Genomic DNA, 22,384 nt, shown 5'->3' with positions numbered 1-22,384 from the left:
GAAGAAACAAAGCCTTCCCGGTCCACGCCGGGAAGGTGTCATAAAGTCGAGGGAGACATGAAATGTGCATCGCCTGCACCCACACCATCCACCGCGCCCAGCACAATTTCGGCTGGAACAAGGATTTCACCCCCGCGGTCGTCGCCAAGCCCGGAGAGACGATCCACTTCGAATGCATGGATTCATCGGGTGGCCAGCTCGGACGCGACGCGACCCTGGAAACGCTGAACGCGCTCGATTTCGGCAAGATCAACCCGGTCTCCGGCCCGGTCTATATCGAAGGCGCCAAACCCGGCGATGCGCTGAAGGTGACGCTGCGCAAGTTCATTCCCTCGGGCGTCGGCTGGACGGCCAATATTCCGGGCTTTGGCCTGCTTGCCGACCAGTTCAAGGATCCGGCGCTGCACGTCTGGTCCTATGACGCCAACAGCATGGTGCCTGCCCTTTACGGCCGGGGCGGGCGCGTGCCGCTGAAGCCCTTCGCCGGCACGATCGGCGTCGCACCCGCCGAGCCCGGCACCCATTCCGTCGTTCCCCCACGCCGCGTCGGCGGCAACATGGACATCCGCGACCTAACGGCCGGCGTGACGCTCTACCTGCCCGTCGAGGTCGACGGCGCGCTGTTTTCGATCGGGGATACCCATGCCGCCCAGGGCGATGGCGAAGTCTGCGGCACGGCGATCGAAAGCCAGATGAACGTCGAAGCGACGATCGAGCTCGTCAAGGACGCCAAGCTGCAGACACCGCGCTTCACCACGACCGAACCGGTGACCCGCCATCTCGACGGCGCCGGCTACGAGGTGACGACAGGCATCGGCCCCGATCTGATGACCGGGGCGCGCGAAAGCGTCATGCGCATGATCGATCTTCTCGGCGCCGAACACGGCATGAGCGCCGTCGATGCCTATCTGCTCTGCTCGGTCTGCGGCGATCTCCGGATCAGCGAGATCGTCGACCAGCCGAACTGGGTGGTTTCCTTCTACTTCCCGAGGATCGTGTTCGCGTGAACGAAGCCATGCCCGCCGCAGCACCGGTGCTCAGCCTTCGCAAGCTGAGCGTCGATGCCCGCACGCCCGAAGGCCGCAAGCCGGTGCTCCAGGATGTCAGCTTCGAGCTTGCAAGCGGTGAAACGCTCTGCATCGCCGGCGAATCCGGCTCCGGCAAGTCGGTCACCTCGCTGTCGATCATGGGGCTCCTGCCGAAAGCCTCGCTGCGGGTCGCCTCCGGCAGCGTGCTGCTTGGCGAGCGCGACCTGCTCAGGCTTTCCGATCGGGCGATGCGCAGCGTGCGCGGCGGCGATATCGCCATGGTGTTCCAGGAGCCGATGACCTCGCTCAATCCGGTCATGTCGGTCGGCAACCAGCTGACGGAAGCAATCCGCGCGCACCAGGGCAGCGACAATGCCGAGGCGGTGGCGCTGAAGATGCTCGATGCCGTGCAGATCACCGAGCCGGCCCGGCGGTTGAAGCAATATCCGCATGAGCTTTCCGGCGGCATGCGCCAGCGGGTGATGATCGCCATGGCGCTCTCCTGCCGGCCGAAGGTGCTGATTGCCGACGAGCCGACGACGGCACTCGACGTCACCGTACAGGCGCAGATCCTCAGGCTGATGCGCGAGTTGAAGCGCGAATTCGGCGCCTCGATCATCCTCATCACCCACGACATGGGCGTCGTCGCCGAAATGGCCGACCGTGTCGTCATCATGCAGAATGGCCGGATCGTCGAGCAGGGAACAGCGCTCGCCGTCTTCCAGCGGCCGAAGGAGGCCTATACCCAGCAATTGCTTGCCGCCGTCCCGAGGCTCGGCGCACTTGCCGGCACCGACCGCCCGCCGCGCATCACCCAGCGCGCCGTCGAGACGCTGCATCCGGACCGCACGCCGGTTCTGAACGTGCGCGACCTCACCGTCACCTACGGCAATGCCGCAAGCCGGTTTTTCAAGGGCAAGCCGCCGGTCGCGGCCGTCGATGGCGTTTCCTTCGATATCCTGCCGGGTGAAACGCTCGGCCTCGTCGGCGAAAGCGGCTCCGGAAAATCGACGACGGGCAAGGCCGTGCTCGGCCTCATCCCCTTCAAGGGCAACGTCCTGATCGACGGCCGCAACATCGCCGGCCTCAGCCAGCGTGAGATGCGGCCCGTGCGCCGCTCAGCGCAGATGATCTTCCAGGATCCCTATGCCTCGCTCGACCCGCGCATGGCCGTCGGCAAGGCGATCGGCGAACCGATGATCATCCACGGTATCGGCAACCATAGCGAACGGCAGGACCGCGTCGCCGAACTGTTGCGCCGGGTCGGCCTGACGCCTGATGCGGCGACGCGCTATCCGCACGAATTTTCAGGCGGCCAGCGCCAGCGCATCTGCATCGCCCGGGCACTCACGCTAGAGCCAAAGCTGATCGTCGCCGACGAGAGCGTCGCAGCCCTGGACGTCTCGGTGCGCGCCCGGGTGCTGGACCTGCTTCTCGAACTGCAGGAAACGATGGGGCTCGCCTATCTCTTCATCTCCCATGACATGGCCGTCGTCGAGCGCATGTCCCACAACGTCGCCGTCATGCGCGCCGGCCACATCATCGAAACCGGCACACGGCGGGATATCTTCGAGAACCCGAGGGATGACTACACCCGCGCGCTGATCGCCGCAGTTCCGATCCCCGATCCGGAGGTCTATCGGGTGAAAGGGGTTCATGTATGAGCGCATTGCCGAAGCGAGTGTAGATCGGCGATCTTAAAGTCATTCGGACATTTAGTAAATATAGAGCTGCATTTCAGAAATATATTGCACCTATGGTTGTCACTGCTATTCTCCAAAATGGGAGGAGAACCGCATGGCGAGAGGGCCGCAGCCAGCACGGCCCCGGAGAAAATCCGAGGGCAATATTCAAGAAAACCTCGTCAAGACGCGGATCGGGGGCGATCTCTCGTCGTTCATGAAGGGCAAGACGGATCCCCCCAAGGGGATTGGCAAGGCGAAGCACTTCGATGTCATCATAGAATTCAACCGCGACTTTCCGGGCGGCGGCACGGCGGCGCGGCAACTCTTGTTCGAAGCATTCCTGTTGTACCTCAACAGAATTGGGGCGACTGACGAGAGCAACAACCTGTGGCGTTTCGGCATGTCCCCGCCGCTCGGCATGCCTGCGGTCTCGGAGGACAGCAAACTGGACCTCTCGCAGATGTTTTCGAATGGCAGCAGGATCGCCGCCAAATCCCTCTGGACCGACAGCTACGCCTTCGCGACCCTGACCCGGGAAGCCATTGACCGGCTTTCGAGCTGGACAATGCCCCAAAAGGATGACGACAAGAATAAGGGTGAAACCAAAAGCGGCAGCAAGAATAAGAAGACACCACTCGTCTACAAGATCTGGTGCGATCACGAGATCAAACGCTGCGTCTACGAATCCGTCAGGACAATCAAATGCGATGCGGCGCATGCATCCTTCGCAGCCAGCGGAAAAGGCGTTGTCTGGGCAGTGGCCGATACCGGCATTGACGGGACACATCCGCATTTCAAAACACTGAGAACGCTCGATCTGCCGGACGGCCTCTTTCATCGGGATTTCACGGCCGACAATCCGGACCCGACCGTGGCGTCGGCTGCGGCGCTGATCGATAGTGCCGGCCATGGAACCCATGTTGCCGGCATCATAGCCGGCCGCACATCCGTGCTGGACGAACCGAAAACGGACGCGGTCAAGAAGATCTGCGTGAAATCGGAGGTGCGCAACGAAAATGGGACCAAATCAACCGTCAAGGATACTCATGACGGCGTCATCACCGGCATGGCACCGCACTGCAAGCTGTTGAGCCTGAAAGTGCTGGCCAATGAGAAGCAGGGCAAGCTCAGCAATCTGCTGGCTGCGATCGGCTATGTCCAGCGCTCGAACGACTACGGGCGCAACATCAAGATCCACGGCATCAATCTCAGCCTTGGCTATCCGTTCGATCCGGTCTGGTTCGCGGCAGGGCAAAGCCCGCTCTGCGTCGAGGTCGACAGGCTGGTGCGTTCGGGCGTCTGCGTCGTGGTCGCGGCCGGCAATGCCGGCTACGGTACGGTGACGCAATTCTCAGGCGCGCCGGAGCGCGCCTCCCATAGCGGCACGATCATGGATCCCGGCAACGCAGCGCTCGCCATCACTGTCGGCTCGACGCATCGCGATATGCCGCATACCTACGGCGTCTCCTATTTTTCCTCCAAGGGACCGACCGCGGATGGGCGCATGAAGCCAGATCTCGTCGCACCCGGCGAGCGCATCATCTCATGCGCGCTCTACAACGGTGCGAAGTCAGGCGAAGTGCCGTTCCGGGAGGATACCGGAACGAGCATGGCGACGCCGCATGTCTCCGGCGCGATCGCCGCGTTCCTCTCGGTTCGGCGTGAATTTCTCGGCCAGCCGGAACGCGTCAAAGAGATCTTCATCGGCGCCGCGACCGATCTCAAGCGGCGGCCGGAGTTTCAGGGCGCCGGCCTGCTCGATCTGATGCGAACGCTACAGGCTGTGTAAGGAGGACATATGGACACGCTTGGACCCTCGCCATTCCTATGGCTCGAATTCGACAAGACTGGCGCGATCGATCCCGCGACGGCGACAAGTCTCGCGGCGTTGCTCAACCAGCCCGGAACGACCGATCTGGTGGTCATGTCGCATGGCTGGAAGAATACCAAGGACGATGCCCGCAAGCTCTACGGAACGCTGTGGGCGAACGCCCGCAAGAAGCTTGCGCCCGACAAGGCGAGCCACACCGTCGTCGCCGGCGTCGTCTGGCCCGCCAAGGCCTATCGCACCGATTTCGACGAACAGACACTGGTGACGCCAGGCGGCGGCGGAACGCTGGCGGCAGACGGGACGGCGGCGGACCCTGAGGATCTTGACGATGAAGCCTTCAAAAACGTGCTGAAGGATTTCAAGGATCTCTTCGGGCAGGATGGCGCCGCAACGGCCCAAACGGCGCGGGCTGCAGCGAAGACGCTCGATGAAACGACATCGTTTTTCCTCGTCAAGAACGGCAACGAAGCACTCGGTTCTCCGGGAACGGATTCCGAACTCAAGGCGGATTCAGCGCCGATTGCGCTCGCCACGGACGATGCCACCAGCGCCAAAATGCTGATGGAAGCTCTCATCGCGGCGCCGACATTTAACCTCGAAAGCTCCGTCGGCAAGGCTCAAGGGCTCGGCGACGTCGTCTCGGGCCTGATCTCCGGGCCGAGAGCGGCGGTGGCGCGGTTTTTGAACCAGCTGACCTATTACGAAATGAAGAAACGCGCCGGCATCGTCGGCGAGGCTTTGACGAAAAGCGTGCTATCGAAGCTCGTGCTGCAACAGCCGATCCGCCTGCATCTCGTCGGCCACAGTTTTGGCGCCCGGCTGGTCGCGGCGGCGGCAAACGGGCTCGCACCGATCCCGAAGCTGGAATTCTTCTCGCTCACTTTGCTGCAGGGCGCCTTCTCGCACAATGGCTTCGCTAAAGAGATCAAGCCGGGCCTTGCCGGCGCCTTCCCCGACGTCGTGGGCAAACCGACCGGCCCGATCTGCATCACCCACACCCACAACGATCTCGCCTGCACGCTCGCCTATGCGCTGGCGTCGCGCCTGTCGCGCGATATCGCCAAGAGCATCGGCGATGCCAACGACGAGTTCGGGGCGATGGGGGCGAACGGTCCGCAACACCTGAAGGCGGGACAGGCTGTCGAGGACGATACGGATGCCGTGTTCGCGCCGCAGGCCGGCAAGGTCAACACCTTCCTGGCGGACACGTACATCATCAAGACGGCGGCGTCGGATGCCCATAACAATGTCGACAACGAGGATGTCGGACGGCTGTTGGCAAAGATCGTCAGCTGATCGCCTTTCGTAAAAAAACGCGCGGCGCTGTCAGTCGTGGAATTGTCATTTTCAGGATGACATCAGTCCCGTTCTCTGCGAAAAAGAGCGCGATGAGAGACAGGGGCGTTCGTCGACAGACGGGCTGAGAAGCACCCTTCGAACCTGAACCGGATAATGCCGGCGGAGGGAGTCGCTCGGGGTCGCGGCATCGCCCGCACGAACCGCCCCGTGCCCGCCCCCGCCTGAAAGGGGCCACATGCAGACCAAAACCACACCAGGAGCGATGCTGAAGGCGATGCGCGAGAAGCCGCCGCTCGTTCAGTGCATCACCAATTACGTCGCCATGAATATCGCCGCAAATGTTCTGCTCGCCGCTGGTGCCTCGCCCGCCATGGTGCATGCCGCGGAAGAAGCCGGCGAATTCGCCGCGATCGCCAGTGCTGTGACCGTTAATATCGGCACGCTGTCGACGCAATGGATCGACGGCATGCAGGCGGCTGCGAAGGCGGCGACATCAGCCGGCAAGCCCTGGGTGCTCGATCCGGTCGCCCACTATGCGACGGCTTTCCGCCGCAACGCGGTCGCCGAACTGCTGGCCCTCAAGCCCACGATCATCCGCGGCAACGCTTCCGAAATCATCGCGCTTGCCGGCGGGGAGAGCCGCGGTCAGGGGGTCGACAGCCGCGATCCGGTCGAGCAGGCGGAAGGTTCGGCGCGATGGCTCGCTGAGCGTCAGCGGGCGGTGGTTGCCGTTACCGGCGCCGTGGATTTCGTCACCGACGGCGAGCGGGCCGTGCGCATCGAAGGCGGATCCGCTCTGATGCCTCAAGTCACCGCGCTCGGCTGCTCGCTCACCTGCCTCGTCGGCGCCTTTGCCGCGACGGCACCCGAGGATATCTTCGGCGCGACGGTCGCGGCACTTTCAACCTTCGCCATCGCCGGCGAGGAGGCCGCCCTTGGGGCGGCCGGGCCTGGGTCCTTCTCCTGGCGCTTCCTCGATGCGCTGTCCGCGCTCGACGCCGAAACGCTTGACGCCAGGGCAAGGATATCAGCCGCATGAAGGCTTTCGATCTTTCGCTCTATCTCGTCCTCGACCCCGATCTCTGCGCCGGGATCGGCATGGTCGAAACCGCGCGCCTTGCCGTTGCCGGCGGCGCGACCATTGTACAGTTGCGCGACAAACATGCCGGCACCATCAGGATGATCGAGACCGGCCGCGCCTTGAAACAGGCGCTGGATGGGACCGGCGCCCTCCTCATCGTCAACGACGACGTCGAGGCGGCAGTCGCCATCGGCGCCGACGGCCTGCATATCGGCCAGCAGGACATGGATGCGCGCAAAGCGCGGGCGATGATCGGCCCCGAGATGATCCTCGGCCTATCGGTCGAGAGCGAGCCGCTTGCTAACGCCGTCGATCCTGGCTTTGTCGACTATACCGGCGTCGGACCGGTATTTGCGACGCCGACCAAGACCGATCACAAGCAGCCGATCGGCTTTGACGGCCTTGCAAGGCTGGTAAAGGCCTCACCGGTGCCATCTGTCGCGATCGGCGGGCTCAAGGCGGATCATGTCGCCCAAGTGTTTGCCGCGGGCGCCCGGGGGCTTGCCGTCGTCTCCGCAATCTGCGGCACGCCCGATCCCGAAGCGGCCACACACCGCATCGCTGCAGAAATTCGAAGGGCCCGCGCATGATCCGCAACGTTCTCTCGATCGCCGGCTCCGATCCCTCCGGCGGCGCCGGCATCCAGGCCGATCTCAAGGCCTTTTCCGCCCGCGGCGTCTACGGCATGGCGGTGCTGACCGCTCTGACGGCGCAGAACACGCAAGGTGTCAGCGGCGTGCACCTGGTGCCGCCGCAATTCGTCGCCGACCAGATCAATGCCGTCTTTGCCGATGTGCGCGTCGATGCCGTCAAGATCGGCATGATCGCCAATGCCGGCATCGCCGACGCTGTTGCCGGCGCGCTGACTGACCACCGCGACATTCCGATCGTCATCGACCCTGTCATGATCGCCAAGGGTGGTGCCGCCCTGCTCGCGCCCGAAGCGGTCGACGTGCTGACCCGCCGGCTGCTGCCGCTGGCCACGCTTCTGACCCCGAACCTGCCCGAAGCCGCAGCCCTGCTGCACCAGCCGGTGGCGACAAACCGTGCTGAGATGGCGGAACAGGCCGAGCGCCTGCTCGCGCTTGGCCCGGCCGCGGTGCTGGTCAAGGGCGGCCATCTCGACAGCGACCAGAGCCCTGACGTGCTCGCCACGGCCGCCGGCCTTCACTGGTTCGAAGCCAGGCGTGTGCCGACCAAGAACACCCATGGCACCGGCTGCACGCTCTCCAGCGCGCTGGCGGCCGAGCTCGCCAAGGGCGCCTCGGCGCAAGAGGCGGTCGCTATCGCGAAGGACTACCTCGCCGGCGCGGTCGCGGCAGCCGGACACCTCACCGTCGGCTCCGGCCACGGCCCGGTGCAGCATTTTCATGCGCTTTGGAAAGAGGGCGAATAGGCGCTCGCTCAACCAATATTCCGCCAATCGAAACGGCCCGGCCTTTCCGGGCCGTTTTTGCGTTCGGCACCTACTTTGCGTTGAAACCCTGGGGACAGCGGCGGCTCGCGCCTTTGGCCGTTTGAAAAACCTTGTTGACAAGCCCGGTCAGATGGCCAAGTCTATGACACTAAAAGGGGATATGTTCCGCAATAACGGAATAACTGGAGGAGTGACGGGTGCCAGACCTGCTTGTGAGCCTATATTCCACTGAGCTCGCCGACCTGAAACGCAAAGCCGACGACGTCGGCGTCTCCATCCGTGCGGCCCTCCCCCCGGAACTGCATCTTATCGTCGGCTGGGTTCGCCAACGGTTCAGCGAGAACTGGGCGAGCGAAGTCACAGTCGCCTTCTCCCGCCAGCCGGTTGCCTGCCTGATTGCCGTTGAAGGCGGCAAGCTCCTGGGCTTTGCCTGCTATGACACGACGGCGCGCGGCTTCTTCGGCCCGACCGGCGTCGACCCCGACGCACGCGGCAAGGGCATTGGGCTCGCTCTCTTTTCCGCCTGCCTTCAGACCATGAAGACGCTCGGCCACGCCTATGCCTTCATCGGCGATGCCGGGCCAGTCGATTTCTACGCCAGGACCGCAGGCGCAACCATCATCCCCGCCCCCGATAAGGGCATCTACGAAGGCATGCTGCGAAGCGCGCCGAAATGACCATCTGATCCCGGAGTTACAGAATTGTCCTCGACCCCGCTCGCCCTTTTCGTCGGCCTTCCGAATCCCACTATTTCGGATGATGAATTCGCCCTCTTTCGCGAAACCAATCCGCTCGGCCTGTTCGTCGGCCGGCGCAATCAGCGCGAGCCGGAGCAGACGAGGCGCCTGATCGAGCGCTTCCGCGAAGCCGTCGGCCGCGACGACGCGCCTGTCTTCACCGACCAGGAAGGCGGCCGCGTGCAGCATCTCGATGCCGGCCCCTGGCCGCTCTTCCGCAGCTTCGGCCAGTTTGCCGAACTTGCACGCCGCGATTTCGATCTCGGCAAAAAAGCACTGCGCCTTTCCTCCCAGGCCATGGGTGCGATGATGACGGAACTCGGCCTTTCGAGCGGCTGCTCGCCCGTTCTCGACCTCGTCTTCGAGACGACGAGCGCGGTCATCGGCGCCCGCTCCTTCGGCCCTGATCCCGATTTCATCGCTGCCCTCGGCCGCGAGGTGGTCGATGGCCTTCTCGAGACCGGCAACATGCCCGTCATCAAACATATTCCCGGCCATGGCCGCGCGACGCTCGACTCCCACAAGGAGCGTCCGGTCGTCAATGCCAGCCGCGAGACGCTCACAGCCACCGATTTCAAACCCTTCGTCGCGCTGAAGGATACGCCTTGGGCCATGGTCGCCCATGTCGTCTACTCGGCCTATGACGCCGAGCTGCCGGCGTCGGTCTCGCCGATCATGCACGACGTGATCCGCAAGGACATGGGTTATGACGGCGTACTGATATCAGACTGCATCTTCATGGAATCGCTCTCCGGCACCCTGCCGGAGCGCGTCAAGCAGGTGCTCGACGCAGGCTTCGACATCGCGCTCCACAGCCACGGCGACATCCCGGAAAGCGAAGCCGCCGCCAAGGCTGCCCGCCCGCTGACTGAGGCCGCCCTGCAGCGGATCGCCGCCGGCAAGGCCCGCCTCGGCAATCTCAAGATCGATGTCCGCGCCGCCCATGCTGAAGTCGAAGACATGTTTGCAAGCGCGCTGGTCTCCTGACCGGCACCTCATCTCTCACCGCATAAGAAAAGGGGAATAAACCATGAAAAAATATCTTCTTGCAGCCGCAGCAATAACGCTTTTTTCGGGATCCGCCGTGGCGCAGACGGTCCTCACAGTGAATATCGAACCGGCGACGACTTGGGTTCGCAACTTCAACCCGTTCAACCAGACCTCGTCGCGCCAGTCGACACTCGACTTCATCTACGAGCCGCTGGTCGTCTTCAACCGCTTCGACAGCAACAAGCCGGTCTATCGCCTGGCCGAAAGCTTCAAACTCTCCGACGACCTGAAGAGCATCGATTTCAAGCTGCGCCCGAACCTGAAATGGTCGGACGGCAAGCCGCTGACCGCAGCCGACGTCAAGTTCACCTATGATTACCTGAAGAAGTTTCCGGCGCTCGATTTCGTCAGCATCTGGACCTTCATCACCGACGTGCAGGCCGTTGACGGCCAGACGGTGCGCTTCACGCTCGCCAATCCGAGCTCGCTCGCCGCCGAGCAGATCTCGCAGTTGCCGATCGTTCCGGAACATGTCTGGAAGGATGTCGCCGATCCCGTCACCTTCGCCAACGAGACCCCTGTTGGCAGCGGCCCGCTGACGGAGGTGCCGCGCTTCACCGGCCAGACCTACGACCAGTGCCGCAACCCGAGCTACTGGGACAACGCGCACCTGAAGGTCGATTGCATGCGCTTCCCGCAGCTTGCCGACAACAACCAGATGCTGACCGCAACGGCCGACGGCACGCTCGACTGGGGCGTCTCCTTCATTCCCGATATCGACAATGTCTATGTTTCCAAGGATCCGGCGCATTTCCACTATTGGTATTCGCCGAGCAGCATGGTCGCCTTCCTGTTCAATCTGGAAACCGCAAACGAGAATAACAAGAAGGCCTTCAACGACCTGAAATTCCGCCGTGCCGTCTCGATGGCGCTCGACCGCAAGACGATGATCGACGTCGCCGGCTACGGCTATCCGACGCTGAACGAAGATCCCGGCCTGATGGGCGAACTTTACAAGAGCTGGGCGGACCCGTCCGTAAAGGCCGACTTCGGCAAGTTCGCAACCTATGACGCCGATGCCGCCAAGGCCCTGCTCGACGAGGCAGGCTACAAGGACAAGGATGGCGACGGCTTCCGCGACAATCCGGACGGCAGCAAGATCTCCTTCTCGATCATCGTCCCCAGCGCCTGGACGGACTGGATCGACACCGTCAACCTCGCCGTCGAAGGCATGCAGGCGGTCGGCATCGACGCCAAGATCGAAACGCCGGAGGAAGCCGTCTGGACCGGCAATCTCATCAACGGCTCCTTCGATGCGGCGATCAACAGCCTGCCGGCATCGGCTTCGCCCTATTACCCCTACAAGCGCGCCTTCAGCGCTTCGGACAAGGGCAAGACCCGCTTCACCGCGCAGCGCTGGTTCAACCCGGAGGTCGAAAAACTCGTCACCGAGTTCACCCATACCGCCGATCTTGCCAAGCAGAAGGACGCGATGAACAAGGCGCAGCGCATCGTCGCTGAAAACATGCCTGTCATTCCGGTGTTCAACAATCCGAACTGGTATCAGTACAACACCAAGCGCTTCACCGGCTGGTCGACCAAGGAAAACCCCTTCGTCAATCCGTCGATCTCGCGGACCAACCCGGCACGCCTGCTGAACCTCCTGGCTCTCGAGCCGGTCAAGTAAGCATCGCAATCCTCGGGAGCGGCGTAAAGCGCCGCTCCGTCACGACGGAGTCCCCATGGCTTTCCTGCTTCGCCGCCTCGTCTTCTACATGGCAGCCTTCATCGCGGCAGCGACAATCAATTTCTTCCTGCCTCGTCTGATGCCGGGCGATCCCGTGCAGATCATGTTTTCGAGTGCCGGCACCGAATTGCCGCCGGAAAGCCTGCAGGCGCTGAAGCTCACCTTCGGCTTCGTCGACGGTCCGCTCTGGCAGCAGTATCTCACTTATCTCGGTAGCATCTTCACCGGCGATCTCGGCCGCTCGATCAAATATTTTCCGCTGCCGGTCACCTCGGTGCTCGGCCATGCCCTCGTCTGGACCGTCGGCCTGATGGGCACGGCGACGATCGTGAGCTTTGTGCTCGGCACCTTCCTCGGCATCGTCGCCGCCTGGCGCCGCGGCAGCACGTTCGATGTCATCGTCTCCGTCGGCGCGATCTTCGCCACCTCGGTGCCGGCCGTCGTCACCTCGCTGATCGTGCTCTTCATCTTCGGCTTCACGCTCGGCTGGTTTCCGAACGGTTATGCCGCCGACCCATCGCTCGATCCGGCCTTCAGCCTGCAATACATCGGCAGCCTCGCCTATCACGGCATCCTGCCGATGGTGACGCTCTGCACCGTGCTGATCGGCGGCTTCACCGTCACCATGCGCAACAACATGATCAACCTGCTCGGCGAGGACTATATCGTCATGGCCCGCGCCAAGGGCCTTTCCGACCGGCATGTGATGCTCTGGTACGCAGCGCGCAACGCCCTGTTGCCGACCGTCTCCAGCCTTGCCATCGCCATCGGCACCATCCTCGGCGGTTCGCTGGTGACGGAGGTCGTCTATAACTATCCGGGCCTCGGCAACATTCTCTACCAGGCGATCCTCGCCCGCGATTACCCCGTCATCCAGGGCCAGCTCCTCATCATGACCGCGACCATGCTGATTGCCAATTTTATCGTCGACGTCAGCTATGTGCTGCTCGACCCGCGGCTGAAGGGAGCGTGAGATGAAGACCCTGCTTCGAAACCGCAAGGCGCTGATCGGCCTGGTCATCATCGCCTTCATCGTCCTCGTCGCGATCGCAGCGCCGTTGCTGACGCAGTACGATCCCGCCGCCCGCACCGGGCGGCCGCATCAAGCGCCATCACTCGACCATATCCTCGGCACCACCCGCATCGGCCAGGATGTCTTTGCCCGGCTGATCTACGGCGCCCGTACTTCGCTTGCCGTCGGCTTCGGCGCCGGCCTGCTGATCACACTCGTCGGCACCGCACTCGGCATCATCTCCGGCTATCGCGGCGGCAAGACCGACGAGATCATCAGCTTCTTCACCAACATGGTGCTGGTCGTTCCGAACCTGCCGCTGCTGCTCGTGCTCGCCGCCTTCATCGGCCAGGCAAGCCCCCTCGTCATCGCCCTCATCCTCGGCGCCACCTCCTGGGCCTGGGGCGCGCGCGTCACTCGTGCCGAAACGCTCTCCGTCAAGCAGAAGGATTTCGTCAAATCGGCCGAGATGATGGGGGAGCCGCAATGGCGCATCATGACATTCGAGATCTTTCCCAACGTGATTTCAATCGTCGGCATCAATTTCATCGGCAGCGTCATCTTCGCGATCATCACCGAGGCGACGCTCGAATTCCTCGGCCTCGGCGACCCGAGAGCGATCTCCTGGGGCACCATGCTCTACAATGCGCAGAAAGCCTCGGCCCTTTCGGTCGGCGCCTGGTGGGATATTCTCACCCCCTGCTTCGCGCTCGCCTTCCTCGGCATTGGCATGTCATTGCTGAACTTCGCCGTCGACGAGATCGCCAATCCGCGGCTGCGCACCGGCAATCATCTGAAGCGCTGGTCCCTGCTCGTCCGCTCCGGGGAGGGCCGCCTGTGACGCAGCCGCTGCTCTCGGTGAGGAACCTCACCATCGACTATATCGGCGAGGAGAAGGATTTCCGCGCCGTCGACGATGTCAGCTTCGATGTCGCGCCCGGCGAGGTCTTCGGCCTTGCCGGCGAATCCGGCTGCGGCAAGAGCACCATCGCTTTTGCCATCAGCCGCCTGCACAAGCCGCCGGCGCTAATCCGCAAGGAGAGCCGCATCCTGCTCGACGGTCGCGACGTGCTCGGCCTCGACAAACAGGCACTCAGCGCCTTCCGCTGGCGCGAGGTTGCCATGGTTTTCCAGAGCGCCATGAATTCGCTGAACCCGGTGCTGCGCATCGAGACGCAATTCTACGACATGCTGCGCGCTCACAAGGGCATGAGCCGTGTTGCAGCCCGCGAGCGCACCGCCGAGATGCTGACGCTCGTCGACATCGCGCCGGATCGCATGCGCGACTATCCGCACCAGTTTTCCGGCGGCATGCGCCAGCGCATCGTCATCGCCATCTGCATGGCGCTCGATCCGAAGCTCGTCGTCATGGACGAGCCGACGACGGCGCTCGACGTCGTCGTCCAGCGCGAAATCTTGCAGCGCATCAACGAATTGCGCCGCAGCTTCGGCTTTTCCGTTCTGTTCATCACCCATGATCTCGGGCTGATGGTGCAGTTTTGTGACCGCATCGGCATCATGCTCGCCGGCCAGCTGGTGGAGCAGAACGCCGCCGAGGCGATCTACAGGACGCCAAAGCACGACTACACGAAGAAGCTCTGGGCCTCCTTCCCCTCGCTGCATGGAGGAGTGCTGTTATGACAGACGCCATTCTCGCACTCGACCAGGTGACCAAGACTTTCGGCCATGGCTCCGGGGCGGTGCATGCGGCGCGCGCCATCTCGTTTTCGCTGCATGCCGGCCGGGCGCTGGCGCTTGTCGGCGAATCCGGCAGCGGCAAGACCACCTGCGCCCGCATGGCGATGCGCGAATATCTGCCGACATCGGGCCGGATTCTCTACAAGGGCCGGCCTGTCGAGGCGGCGAAATCCGCCGAGATCGCCCGCTACCGCCGTTCGGTGCAGATGATCTTCCAGGACCCATTCGCTTCCCTCAACCCGGCCCACACCATCGCCCATCATCTCCGGCGGCCACTGAAACTGCACCGCCCGGAGATCAAGGGGGCCGAGATCGACGCCGCGATCCGCGAACTGCTGCAGCGCGTCAGGCTCGATCCCGATCTCGTCGCGCCGAAATATCCGCACGAGCTTTCCGGCGGCCAGCGCCAACGCGTCAACATTGCTCGCGCCTTGGCCGTCAAGCCGGAGGTCATCGTCGCCGACGAGCCGACCTCGATGCTCGACGTCTCGGTGCGCCTCGGCGTGCTGAACCTGCTGAACGAGATGAAGCAGGAGATGAATCTCGGCCTGCTCTACATCACCCATGACATCGCCACCGCCCGTTACGTCGCCGAGGATATCGCTGTGATGTATGCCGGCCAGATCGTCGAATGGGGCAGCGTTGCCAAGGTGATCGACAATCCGCTGCATCCCTATACCCGGCTGCTGCTCTCGGCCGTGCCTGATCCGGAGGTCCGGTTCGAGGACCCGAAGGCGCGGCTGAGGCCCGACGAGGTGGAGGACATCCGCCGCCGTTCGGCAGTGCCGCAGGACGACATCGTCGAATTCGAGCCGGATCATTTCATGCGGATGATCTGAGGCCGGCTTGCTGGCCTCATCTAGCGCCCTATGCTAGGGGACGGTCTCTTTCATATGAGGCGAAACCGTCATGCTGCCCTGGATCCAGCTCGATTCCGCGACCATTCCCGGTGAAAACGGCGAATTGCGGCTGAAGCAGCGCGGCAGCGAATTTTCGATCATGCTTGGCGCCAACGAGCTGATGAATAGCCGTCTCAGCGGCTCGGAAGAAGCGCTGGCGACCCTTTCCTGGGATCGGATCAAGTCGCACCCGAAGCCAAGGATTTTGATCGGCGGGCTCGGCATGGGTTTTACCCTGCGCGCCGCTCTCGCCGTCCTTCCCGAAGATGCCGGCGTCACCGTCGCCGAACTGGTGCCTGCCGTGATCGCCTGGGCCCGCGGGCCGATGGCCGAGGTCTTCAAGGGCTGCCTCGACGATCCGCGCGTCGGCATCCATCAGGGCGATGTCGGCGAAGCGATCCGCGCCGGCAAGGCTGCCTATGACGCCATTCTGCTCGATGTCGACAACGGCCCTGATGGCCTGACCCGCAAATCCAACGACCGGCTCTACGATTTCGCCGGCCTTCGCGCCGCCAGCGACGCGCTGCGCCCCGGCGGCGTGCTCGCCGTCTGGTCGTCCGGTCCGGACCCCGATTTCACGCGACGTCTTAAGGGCAGCGGTTTTTCCGTCGATGCGGTCAACACGCGCGCCAACGGCAAACGCGGCGGAGCCCGCCACGTCATCTGGCTGGCCGTCAAGCCGGTGAAATGACGTTCAAGCCGAAGCGATCCTGCGGGCGGCGTTGATGGCGCGGCGGGCGCCGGAGCGCAGTTGCGCGGTCTCGGCGCCGGCAATGACCAGATCGAAGCCGAACTTCAGCAGTTCGCCGGCCCGCTCGCCGTCGCCGGCGAAGGCGCAGGCGAATTTACCATGGGCGCGGCAGCGCGAAACCGCATGCTGCATGGCGCCGTCGATCTCGGCGGCGTTCGGCGCCACCTGGTCGCCGTTCGAGAGTGCGATCGAAAGGTCGGAAGGACCGATGAAAATGCCATCGATGCCGGCAACGCCGAGGATGCCGTCGATCGCCTCGAGTGCCGCCCGGGTCTCGATCATGGCGATGGCGACGGTGAGCGCGTTGGCGTTCTTCAGATAATCATCGGCCGACAGGCCGGTATGGTTGAGCGCCAGCGACGGTCCCCAGCTGCGCTCGCCAAGAGGCGGGTATTTTGTGGTCTTGACGAAGGCTTGCGCGTCTTCGGCCGAATTGATCATCGGCGCGATGATGCCGGAGGCGCCGGCATCGAGCAGGCGCGAGGCGGAGGCGAAATCACCGACCGGTATGCGCGCCAGCGCCGGCTTGCCGGCAAGGCGCACCTGGGCGACGGCGTTCGCTGCCGAGGGCATGTCCCACATGCCGTGCTGCATATCCAGCACGACGGTGTCGAAGGCCTCCTGCGCCAGATGATTGGCAAGCGTGGCGTCGGGAATGCCGATCCAGGCGGAGATCATGCCGCCCCGGTGGTGCCCGATCCGGTCCGCAAAGCCGTCGATTTCAGCTGCGCTCATGCCATTCTCCTCAATTCGACAGGCCGCCAGCGGCCAGATATTTCACCTCGGGGAACTCTTGAATGTCGAATTCCCTCAAAGCGGTGCACGGATTGCCACCTCATCCCCTCCGACGCAGCCGTGAAATAATAACCGTCACGGCAATCCCCGCCGCAGCCATGATGCTTCCCCAGAGAACCCAGATGCTTTGGTTGATCATGAAACTGGACGCGGGATAGGGAAAATAACCGCTTCCCTGGGCGATCCAAATCAGCCCCAGGAGGATCATGAGCAGTCCAACGACGTATCCGACGGTTCGCGACATGCTTTGGCCCTTCCCTATGAATCGATGCCACAATGTCGATCGGCGTCGGTCATGACAAGGCTTCTCTCCTGAGCGCGAACATATTCCGGATGCAATGACGCGCCGGCCTCGGTCTGGATGTCATGTCCTGCCGACTTCATCCACCAGCCAGGTGCTGAGCCTTTCGCTATCAACATTTGCCGATCGCGGCGGTATCAGCCAGTAACCGCGGTCGGGTGCCTCGAGCGGCGGCCCGGCTTCCACCAGCATATGTGTGGAGAGAAGCGTATCGACCAGCCCCATCCAGCCGATCGCCACGCCTTGCTCGCTGAGAGCGGCCTGGACGACCAGCGAGTAAGTGTTGAAACTGACATCACCGCGGCCGGCATGGAGGTCGCGAGTAACGGAGAATTCGGCAAAATAACTTCGCCAGTCGAACCAGGGCGATGGCGTCGGTGAGTCGAGATGGATCAGGATCGCCTTGGCAAGCTGCTGCGGATCGTCGAACGGGCCGTTGCGATCGAGAAAGCCTCGCGTGCAGACGGGCACGACCTTTTCCTGCAGCAGCAGCGATCCGATAGTGCCGAATTCCGCCTTTGTGCCGAAAACCACCACCACATCTGCGTCGTCACCAAAGCCGGGCTCAAGCCTCTGGGTCGCGACGATCTGTATATCCGTTTCCGGGTGAAGCAGGCGAAAGCCGTGCATGCGCGGGATCAGCCAAAGCGCTGAAAAAGCATAGTCGGTTCTCAGTCTGACGACCGGCCTTTGAGCCTCGGTGCGGAAACTGCGCGCCAGGGCATCGATGTCACCAACCGACTTGGCCGTGACCTGGAAAAGCCGTTCGCCCTCCGCGGTCAACTCGACGCCGCGGTGCTGGCGGCGCAGCAGGGCGACGCCGAACTGCTCTTCCAGCCGCCGGATCTGATAACTGACGGCAGGCTGCGTAAGGCCGAGAACTGCCGCCGCAGCCGAAAAGCTGCCGAGCCTTGCGACCTCCGCGAAGATGCGCATCCATCCCAGCTCAGGCAGGCGGTCTGACATAAAAATTCCTTTTGGCAAATATCAAAAAAAGCTGCCTTTACAAGCATGATGATAGCGGTTTTGATAAGATCTGCAAATAGCAAGGGACGTCCCCTTCCAGGAAGACCGTCCCGGCCTTTGAGACCACAGGAGACAATTTCACATGGCGCGTCCGAATATCCTCATCCTGATGGTCGATCAGTTGAATGGAACGTTCTTTCCGGATGGCCCTGCCGATTTCCTGCGTGCGCCGCATCTGAAATCATTGGCGGAGCGCTCCGTACGTTTCACCAACGCCTATACGGCAAGCCCGCTCTGCGCACCGGCGCGAGCCTCCTTCATGTCCGGACAATTGCCGAGCCGAACCCGCGTCTATGACAATGCGGCGGAATTTGCCTCTGACATTCCGACCTATGCGCATCATCTGCGCGCTGCCGGATACCAGACCGCACTTTCCGGCAAGATGCATTTCGTCGGCCCCGACCAGTTGCATGGCTTCGAGGAACGCCTGACGACGGATATCTACCCGGCCGACTTCGGCTGGACGCCCGATTATGGCAAGCCCGGCGAGCGCATAGACTGGTGGTATCACAATCTGGGCTCGGTCACCGGCGCCGGCGTTGCCGAGATCACCAACCAGATGGAGTATGACGACGAGGTCGCCTACCACGCCGCCCGCAAGCTGTTCGATCTCTCGCGTGGCCATGACGAGCGCCCCTGGTGCCTGACCGTCAGCTTCACCCATCCGCACGACCCCTATGTCGCGCGCCGCAAATTCTGGGACCTCTATGAGGACTGCCCGGCACTTGACCCGACGGTTGCGCCGATTGCCTTCGAGCAGCAGGACCCGCACTCGCAGCGTCTGATGAAAGCCTGCGATCACGACGCTTTCGACATCAGCGATGAGCAGATCAGGCGGGCAAGGCGGGGCTATTTCGCCAATATCTCCTATGTCGACGAGAAGATCGGCGACATTCTCGGCGTCCTGGAACGGAGCCGCATGGCTGAAAACACGATCATCCTCTTTGCCTCCGACCATGGCGACATGCTCGGCGATCGCGGCCTCTGGTTCAAGATGAACTTCTTCGAAGGATCGGCCCGCGTTCCGCTGATGATCGCGGCACCCGGCTGGACGCCCAGACGGATCGACCAGCCTGTCTCCACACTCGACGTGACACCGACGCTCGCCGGTCTTGCCGGGATCGATATCGCCTCATTGAAGCCATGGACCGAGGGCGAGGATCTGGCAGCGCTTGCCGAAGGCACCGGCAGCCGCGGCCCTGTGCCGTTGGAATATGCCGCAGAGGGTTCCGAGGCGCCGCTCGTCTGTATCCGAGACGGACGATACAAACTCTCGCTCTGCGAGAAGGACCCGCCGATGCTGTTTAATCTCGAGGTCGATCCGCAGGAGCTCGACAATCTGGCGGCCGACCCGGCGCATGCCGAGATCTTGGCAAGGCTTGTCGAACAGGCCGGCCGACGCTGGAACCTTTCCGATTTCGACGAAGCCGTGCGCGAAAGCCAGGCGCGCCGCTGGGTGGTCTATGCGGCGCTGCGCAATGGGGCCTATTATCCATGGGATTATCAGCCGCTGCAGAAAGCTTCGGAGCGCTATATGCGCAACCACATGGATCTGAACGTGCTGGAGGAAAACCAGAGGTTCCCGCGCTAGAACAGGATGTCGTCCGAAAACCGCTCACACTTTTCGGCATCATGCTCTAGGAATGAGCAAGAAGCGCTTCTGATTTAAGCCGTTCTGCGCGCGGGCGCCTCGCGCAGAAAATCCTCGATGAACGCCTTCTGCAGAAGGATGCCGTCCCATTCATCAGGGAAGAAGGGCGAGTCGTAGATCAGCGTGAAGGGACCGTCGTAGCCGGCTCTCTCGCACATCTCCAGGCACGTGCGGTAATCCTCGGCATCGAGACCGGCGACGCCGTAGTCGGCCTTGGCATGGCAAATTTCCGCCCGGCCCATGATATCGGCAAGGCCCTCGTATTTCGTCGGCGCCGCCCAGTTGCCAAGGTCGCCGTTGAGACCGACCTTGCCGTCCAACCGGTCCAGCAGCCAGTTCATTTCGACTGGCGATGGTAGCAGGTCGAACCAGTTCTCGACGACGACACGCACGCCGCTACCTTCCGCCTTTCCGGCCAGCCAATTCAGATGGCGGGCGGCGCGGGCAAGGTTTTCCTCCGTCGGCTTCTGCTTGCCGGCAATGACGCGCATCCTCTCAGCCCCAAGGGTTGCGGCGATGTCGATCCACTCCGCCATCCATTTTACGTCGCGTTCAGCCGTCTCCGGATGGCTCGGATCGCCGTCCTCGACCAGCAGCGTCTGGAACAGCACATTCGAGGTCGCCATCGCGTCGCGCAATTCGCTTATATAGGCGGCGTCGAGGCTTTGCAGATGGAAGGAACAGATCTCCAGCCGGTTGACGCCGCGCGCCGAGAGCGCCGCCGGCACATCGATCAGGGCCGCGGCACCCGGGCCATAGGGTTCTTTCGCAGCAGCGCTTTTGTCGGGATCGGGACTATAGGCATGAACGGCGCCGAGCAGCCGATGCAGCGACCATGTCGAAACCGCGAAACGTCCGTTTTGCAAAACCTGCACTTGCTTTCCTCCGGGATCTCCTCATGCCATCAATGGCAACTAAATCCCGGCGGTTCAATTGCCAATTCAGGCAAAATCATCGCGGATGACCGCCTCGGCCGCAAGGGCAATCCCCAGCAGCGCTTCATCCCGATGGGCGGTGGCCGAAAGCAGCAGTCCAACAGGCATGCCAGCGTCGCCCGTACCGCAGGGAATGGAAACGCCGCACCAGTCGAGGAAATTGCCGAGCGCGGTGTTGCGCAACGTCTTGTTGTTCGTCGCGAAGAACAGCTCGTCATCCTGCTCCAACGGCCCGATCGGCGGCGCGACATGGGCGACAGTCGGAAAGGCGAGCAGCCGGTCGCCGACGAGGCGCTCGACATCGGCGATCAGGCGGCTGCGCGCCTCGAGGATCGCCAGGTAATCGGGCAGCGTCGTCTTGCTTCCGAGACGGGTGCGCATGACGACGCGGTGGTCCATCCTGTCCGCGTCCGGTCCCGCCAAGCGTTCGCGGTGAAGTGCGAAAGCCTCCGCCGTGACCAGCGGACCATATCTCGTCATCAGATCGAATATCTCGTTGAAGGCGGGGATGACGGTGCGGGCAACCTTGGCGCCGGCCTTTTGAAGACGTCCCAGAGCTGCCTCGAACGCGGCGACGACGCCGGCTTCAGCGCCATCGAAGACGATGTTTTCAGGCACGATGAGTTCCAGCCCTTGCAGGGGAAGCCCAACGACATCGGGCGCCGTCAGGCCGCGCATCGCCGCGTCGATCCAGACCGCGTCCCTGACGCTGCGGCAGAGCGGTCCCAGCGAATCCAGGCTCTTTGCCAGCGGATAGACCCCTGCCATCGCGTGGCGGCCGCGTGTCGCCTTGTAGCCGACGATGCCGTTGAAGGCGGCGGGAATGCGCACCGAGCCGCCGGTATCGGTGCCCATGGCGACCGGCACCAGTCCGGCCGCGACAGCGACACCGGCGCCGGAGGATGAGCCGCCCGGAATGCGCCGGAGATCGGTGCCGCGCGGATTTACCGGCGTGCCGTAATGCGGATTGATGCCGAGGCCGGAAAAGGCGAACTCGCTCATATTGGTGCGTCCGACGGCGACCATGCCCGCCTGCCTGAGCAAAGCGACGACGGCCGCATCTTGCTTGGCCGGCATGTCCTTTGCCAGAACAACGGAGCCCGCCGTCGTCGGTAGGCCTTCAATGTCGAAAAGATCCTTCCAGGCGATGGGAATGCCGTCCAGCAATCCAAGCGAGCGCCCTTCCCGCAGACGTCGCGAAGAGGCGCGCGCCTCCTCCATCCCCCGGCTTTCGGACAGTGTGGTGAAGACCGCCTTGTCGGCATAATTCGCGATGGAATCGAAAACTGCCTCGGCGACCTCGACCGGATCGGCCGCGCCACCTTGAATGAGGACGGAAAGCTGCGCGACCGACATCGCGCCGAAGGATTTGCTCATGGGACTATCCAGAAGAAAGATGTTCCTCTCTGGACTACCGCGGATCATTCCGATGAACCAGAGCTTCACGATATTTTGCATTTATTGGTACGATTTTTTGAACACTGCGTTTGAAGATCGCCCC

The 22,384-nt window shown here is 62.9% G+C and carries 21 protein-coding genes and 1 riboswitch; of the genes, 16 read left to right on the top strand and 5 right to left on the bottom strand.

Features of this window, described 5'->3' with window-relative positions; all coding sequences use genetic code 11:
• The first annotated feature begins 62 nt into the window (after nt 1–62).
• The 15 genes from HX898_RS18565 to HX898_RS18495 all read left to right on the top strand — a co-directional run bounded on the left by HX898_RS18565 (nt 63) and on the right by HX898_RS18495 (nt 16,115).
• Nucleotides 63–1,007: an acetamidase/formamidase family protein gene (locus HX898_RS18565; protein WP_171598018.1), complete on the top strand. Its 945-nt coding sequence runs from the start codon at nt 63–65 to the stop codon at nt 1,005–1,007.
• A complete protein-coding gene (locus HX898_RS18560; RefSeq protein ID WP_171598019.1) occupies nt 1,004–2,692 on the top strand; it encodes an ABC transporter ATP-binding protein in 1,689 nt (562 codons plus the stop codon). Before HX898_RS18565 ends, HX898_RS18560 begins: the two co-directional genes overlap by 4 nt.
• A gap of 133 nt (nt 2,693–2,825) precedes the next feature.
• Nucleotides 2,826–4,502, top strand: coding sequence for a S8 family peptidase (locus HX898_RS18555; RefSeq protein WP_138331388.1), 1,677 nt, complete (start codon nt 2,826–2,828; stop codon nt 4,500–4,502).
• 9 nt (nt 4,503–4,511) lie between these two features.
• Nucleotides 4,512–5,840 (top strand): hypothetical protein, encoded by a 1,329-nt coding sequence (locus tag HX898_RS18550; protein WP_171598020.1) that lies wholly within the window; start codon nt 4,512–4,514, stop codon nt 5,838–5,840.
• A 91-nt stretch (nt 5,841–5,931) separates the two neighbouring features.
• Nucleotides 5,932–6,028: riboswitch (TPP riboswitch) on the top strand.
• 50 nt (nt 6,029–6,078) lie between these two features.
• Nucleotides 6,079–6,882 carry a hydroxyethylthiazole kinase gene (gene thiM, locus HX898_RS18545; protein ID WP_138331386.1) on the top strand — a complete coding sequence of 268 codons (804 nt, stop codon included), beginning with the start codon at nt 6,079–6,081 and terminating at the stop codon, nt 6,880–6,882.
• Nucleotides 6,879–7,514: a thiamine phosphate synthase gene (thiE, locus tag HX898_RS18540; protein WP_180195345.1), complete on the top strand. Its 636-nt coding sequence runs from the start codon at nt 6,879–6,881 to the stop codon at nt 7,512–7,514. Before thiM ends, thiE begins: the two co-directional genes overlap by 4 nt.
• Nucleotides 7,511–8,320 (top strand): bifunctional hydroxymethylpyrimidine kinase/phosphomethylpyrimidine kinase, encoded by an 810-nt coding sequence (thiD, locus tag HX898_RS18535; RefSeq protein ID WP_138331384.1) that lies wholly within the window; start codon nt 7,511–7,513, stop codon nt 8,318–8,320. Before thiE ends, thiD begins: the two co-directional genes overlap by 4 nt.
• A gap of 218 nt (nt 8,321–8,538) precedes the next feature.
• The gene (locus tag HX898_RS18530; protein ID WP_138331383.1) at nt 8,539–9,018 is read left to right on the top strand and encodes a GNAT family N-acetyltransferase; all 480 of its coding nucleotides are present in this window, start codon (nt 8,539–8,541) and stop codon (nt 9,016–9,018) included.
• Nucleotides 9,019–9,042: 24 nt separating this feature from the next.
• On the top strand, nt 9,043–10,065 hold the full coding sequence (locus HX898_RS18525; RefSeq protein ID WP_138331382.1) for a glycoside hydrolase family 3 N-terminal domain-containing protein: 1,023 nt from the start codon (nt 9,043–9,045) through the stop codon (nt 10,063–10,065).
• Nucleotides 10,066–10,108: 43 nt separating this feature from the next.
• Complete coding sequence (locus tag HX898_RS18520; RefSeq protein ID WP_138331381.1) at nt 10,109–11,755, top strand: ABC transporter substrate-binding protein; 1,647 nt, start codon at nt 10,109–10,111, stop codon at nt 11,753–11,755.
• Between the two features lie 55 nt (nt 11,756–11,810).
• Nucleotides 11,811–12,788: an ABC transporter permease gene (locus HX898_RS18515; RefSeq protein WP_138331380.1), complete on the top strand. Its 978-nt coding sequence runs from the start codon at nt 11,811–11,813 to the stop codon at nt 12,786–12,788.
• Between the two features lies 1 nt (nt 12,789).
• Nucleotides 12,790–13,668 (top strand): ABC transporter permease, encoded by an 879-nt coding sequence (locus HX898_RS18510; RefSeq protein ID WP_018495205.1) that lies wholly within the window; start codon nt 12,790–12,792, stop codon nt 13,666–13,668.
• On the top strand, nt 13,665–14,468 hold the full coding sequence (locus tag HX898_RS18505) for an ABC transporter ATP-binding protein (RefSeq protein WP_138331379.1): 804 nt from the start codon (nt 13,665–13,667) through the stop codon (nt 14,466–14,468). The genes HX898_RS18510 and HX898_RS18505 overlap by 4 nt, the downstream gene beginning before the upstream one ends.
• Nucleotides 14,465–15,364 carry an ATP-binding cassette domain-containing protein gene (locus HX898_RS18500; protein ID WP_138331378.1) on the top strand — a complete coding sequence of 300 codons (900 nt, stop codon included), beginning with the start codon at nt 14,465–14,467 and terminating at the stop codon, nt 15,362–15,364. The genes HX898_RS18505 and HX898_RS18500 overlap by 4 nt, the downstream gene beginning before the upstream one ends.
• 70 nt (nt 15,365–15,434) lie before the next feature.
• A complete protein-coding gene (locus tag HX898_RS18495; protein WP_138331377.1) occupies nt 15,435–16,115 on the top strand; it encodes a hypothetical protein in 681 nt (226 codons plus the stop codon).
• A gap of 3 nt (nt 16,116–16,118) precedes the next feature.
• Here HX898_RS18495 and HX898_RS18490 read toward each other — a convergent pair whose 3' ends face one another.
• The 3 genes from HX898_RS18490 to HX898_RS18480 all read right to left on the bottom strand — a co-directional run bounded on the left by HX898_RS18490 (nt 16,119) and on the right by HX898_RS18480 (nt 18,237).
• Entirely contained in the window at nt 16,119–16,910 is a 792-nt protein-coding gene (locus HX898_RS18490) for an aldolase/citrate lyase family protein (RefSeq protein ID WP_180195344.1), read from the bottom strand.
• Between the two features lie 100 nt (nt 16,911–17,010).
• Nucleotides 17,011–17,214 carry a hypothetical protein gene (locus HX898_RS18485; protein WP_138331375.1) on the bottom strand — a complete coding sequence of 68 codons (204 nt, stop codon included), beginning with the start codon at nt 17,212–17,214 and terminating at the stop codon, nt 17,011–17,013.
• Between the two features lie 120 nt (nt 17,215–17,334).
• The gene (locus HX898_RS18480; protein WP_180195343.1) at nt 17,335–18,237 is read right to left on the bottom strand and encodes a LysR family transcriptional regulator; all 903 of its coding nucleotides are present in this window, start codon (nt 18,235–18,237) and stop codon (nt 17,335–17,337) included.
• 142 nt (nt 18,238–18,379) lie between these two features.
• On the opposite strand from HX898_RS18480, the gene betC reads away from it, so the two are divergent.
• A complete protein-coding gene (gene betC / locus HX898_RS18475; RefSeq protein ID WP_138389663.1) occupies nt 18,380–19,888 on the top strand; it encodes a choline-sulfatase in 1,509 nt (502 codons plus the stop codon).
• Nucleotides 19,889–19,962: 74 nt separating this feature from the next.
• On the opposite strand, the gene HX898_RS18470 is transcribed toward betC, so the two are convergent.
• Both HX898_RS18470 and HX898_RS18465 read right to left on the bottom strand, forming a co-directional pair.
• Nucleotides 19,963–20,823, bottom strand: a complete 861-nt coding sequence (locus HX898_RS18470; RefSeq protein WP_180195342.1) for a TIM barrel protein — start codon at nt 20,821–20,823, stop codon at nt 19,963–19,965.
• Between the two features lie 66 nt (nt 20,824–20,889).
• Nucleotides 20,890–22,260 (bottom strand): amidase, encoded by a 1,371-nt coding sequence (locus HX898_RS18465; RefSeq protein ID WP_180195341.1) that lies wholly within the window; start codon nt 22,258–22,260, stop codon nt 20,890–20,892.
• Between the last annotated feature and the right edge of the window lie 124 nt (nt 22,261–22,384).

This window comes from Rhizobium sp. WYCCWR 11128 (assembly GCF_013416305.1).
GTDB lineage: Bacteria > Pseudomonadota > Alphaproteobacteria > Rhizobiales > Rhizobiaceae > Rhizobium > Rhizobium indicum.
The sequence above is the reverse complement of the archived record's forward strand: the minus strand, read 5'-3'. Positions and strand labels throughout refer to the sequence as shown.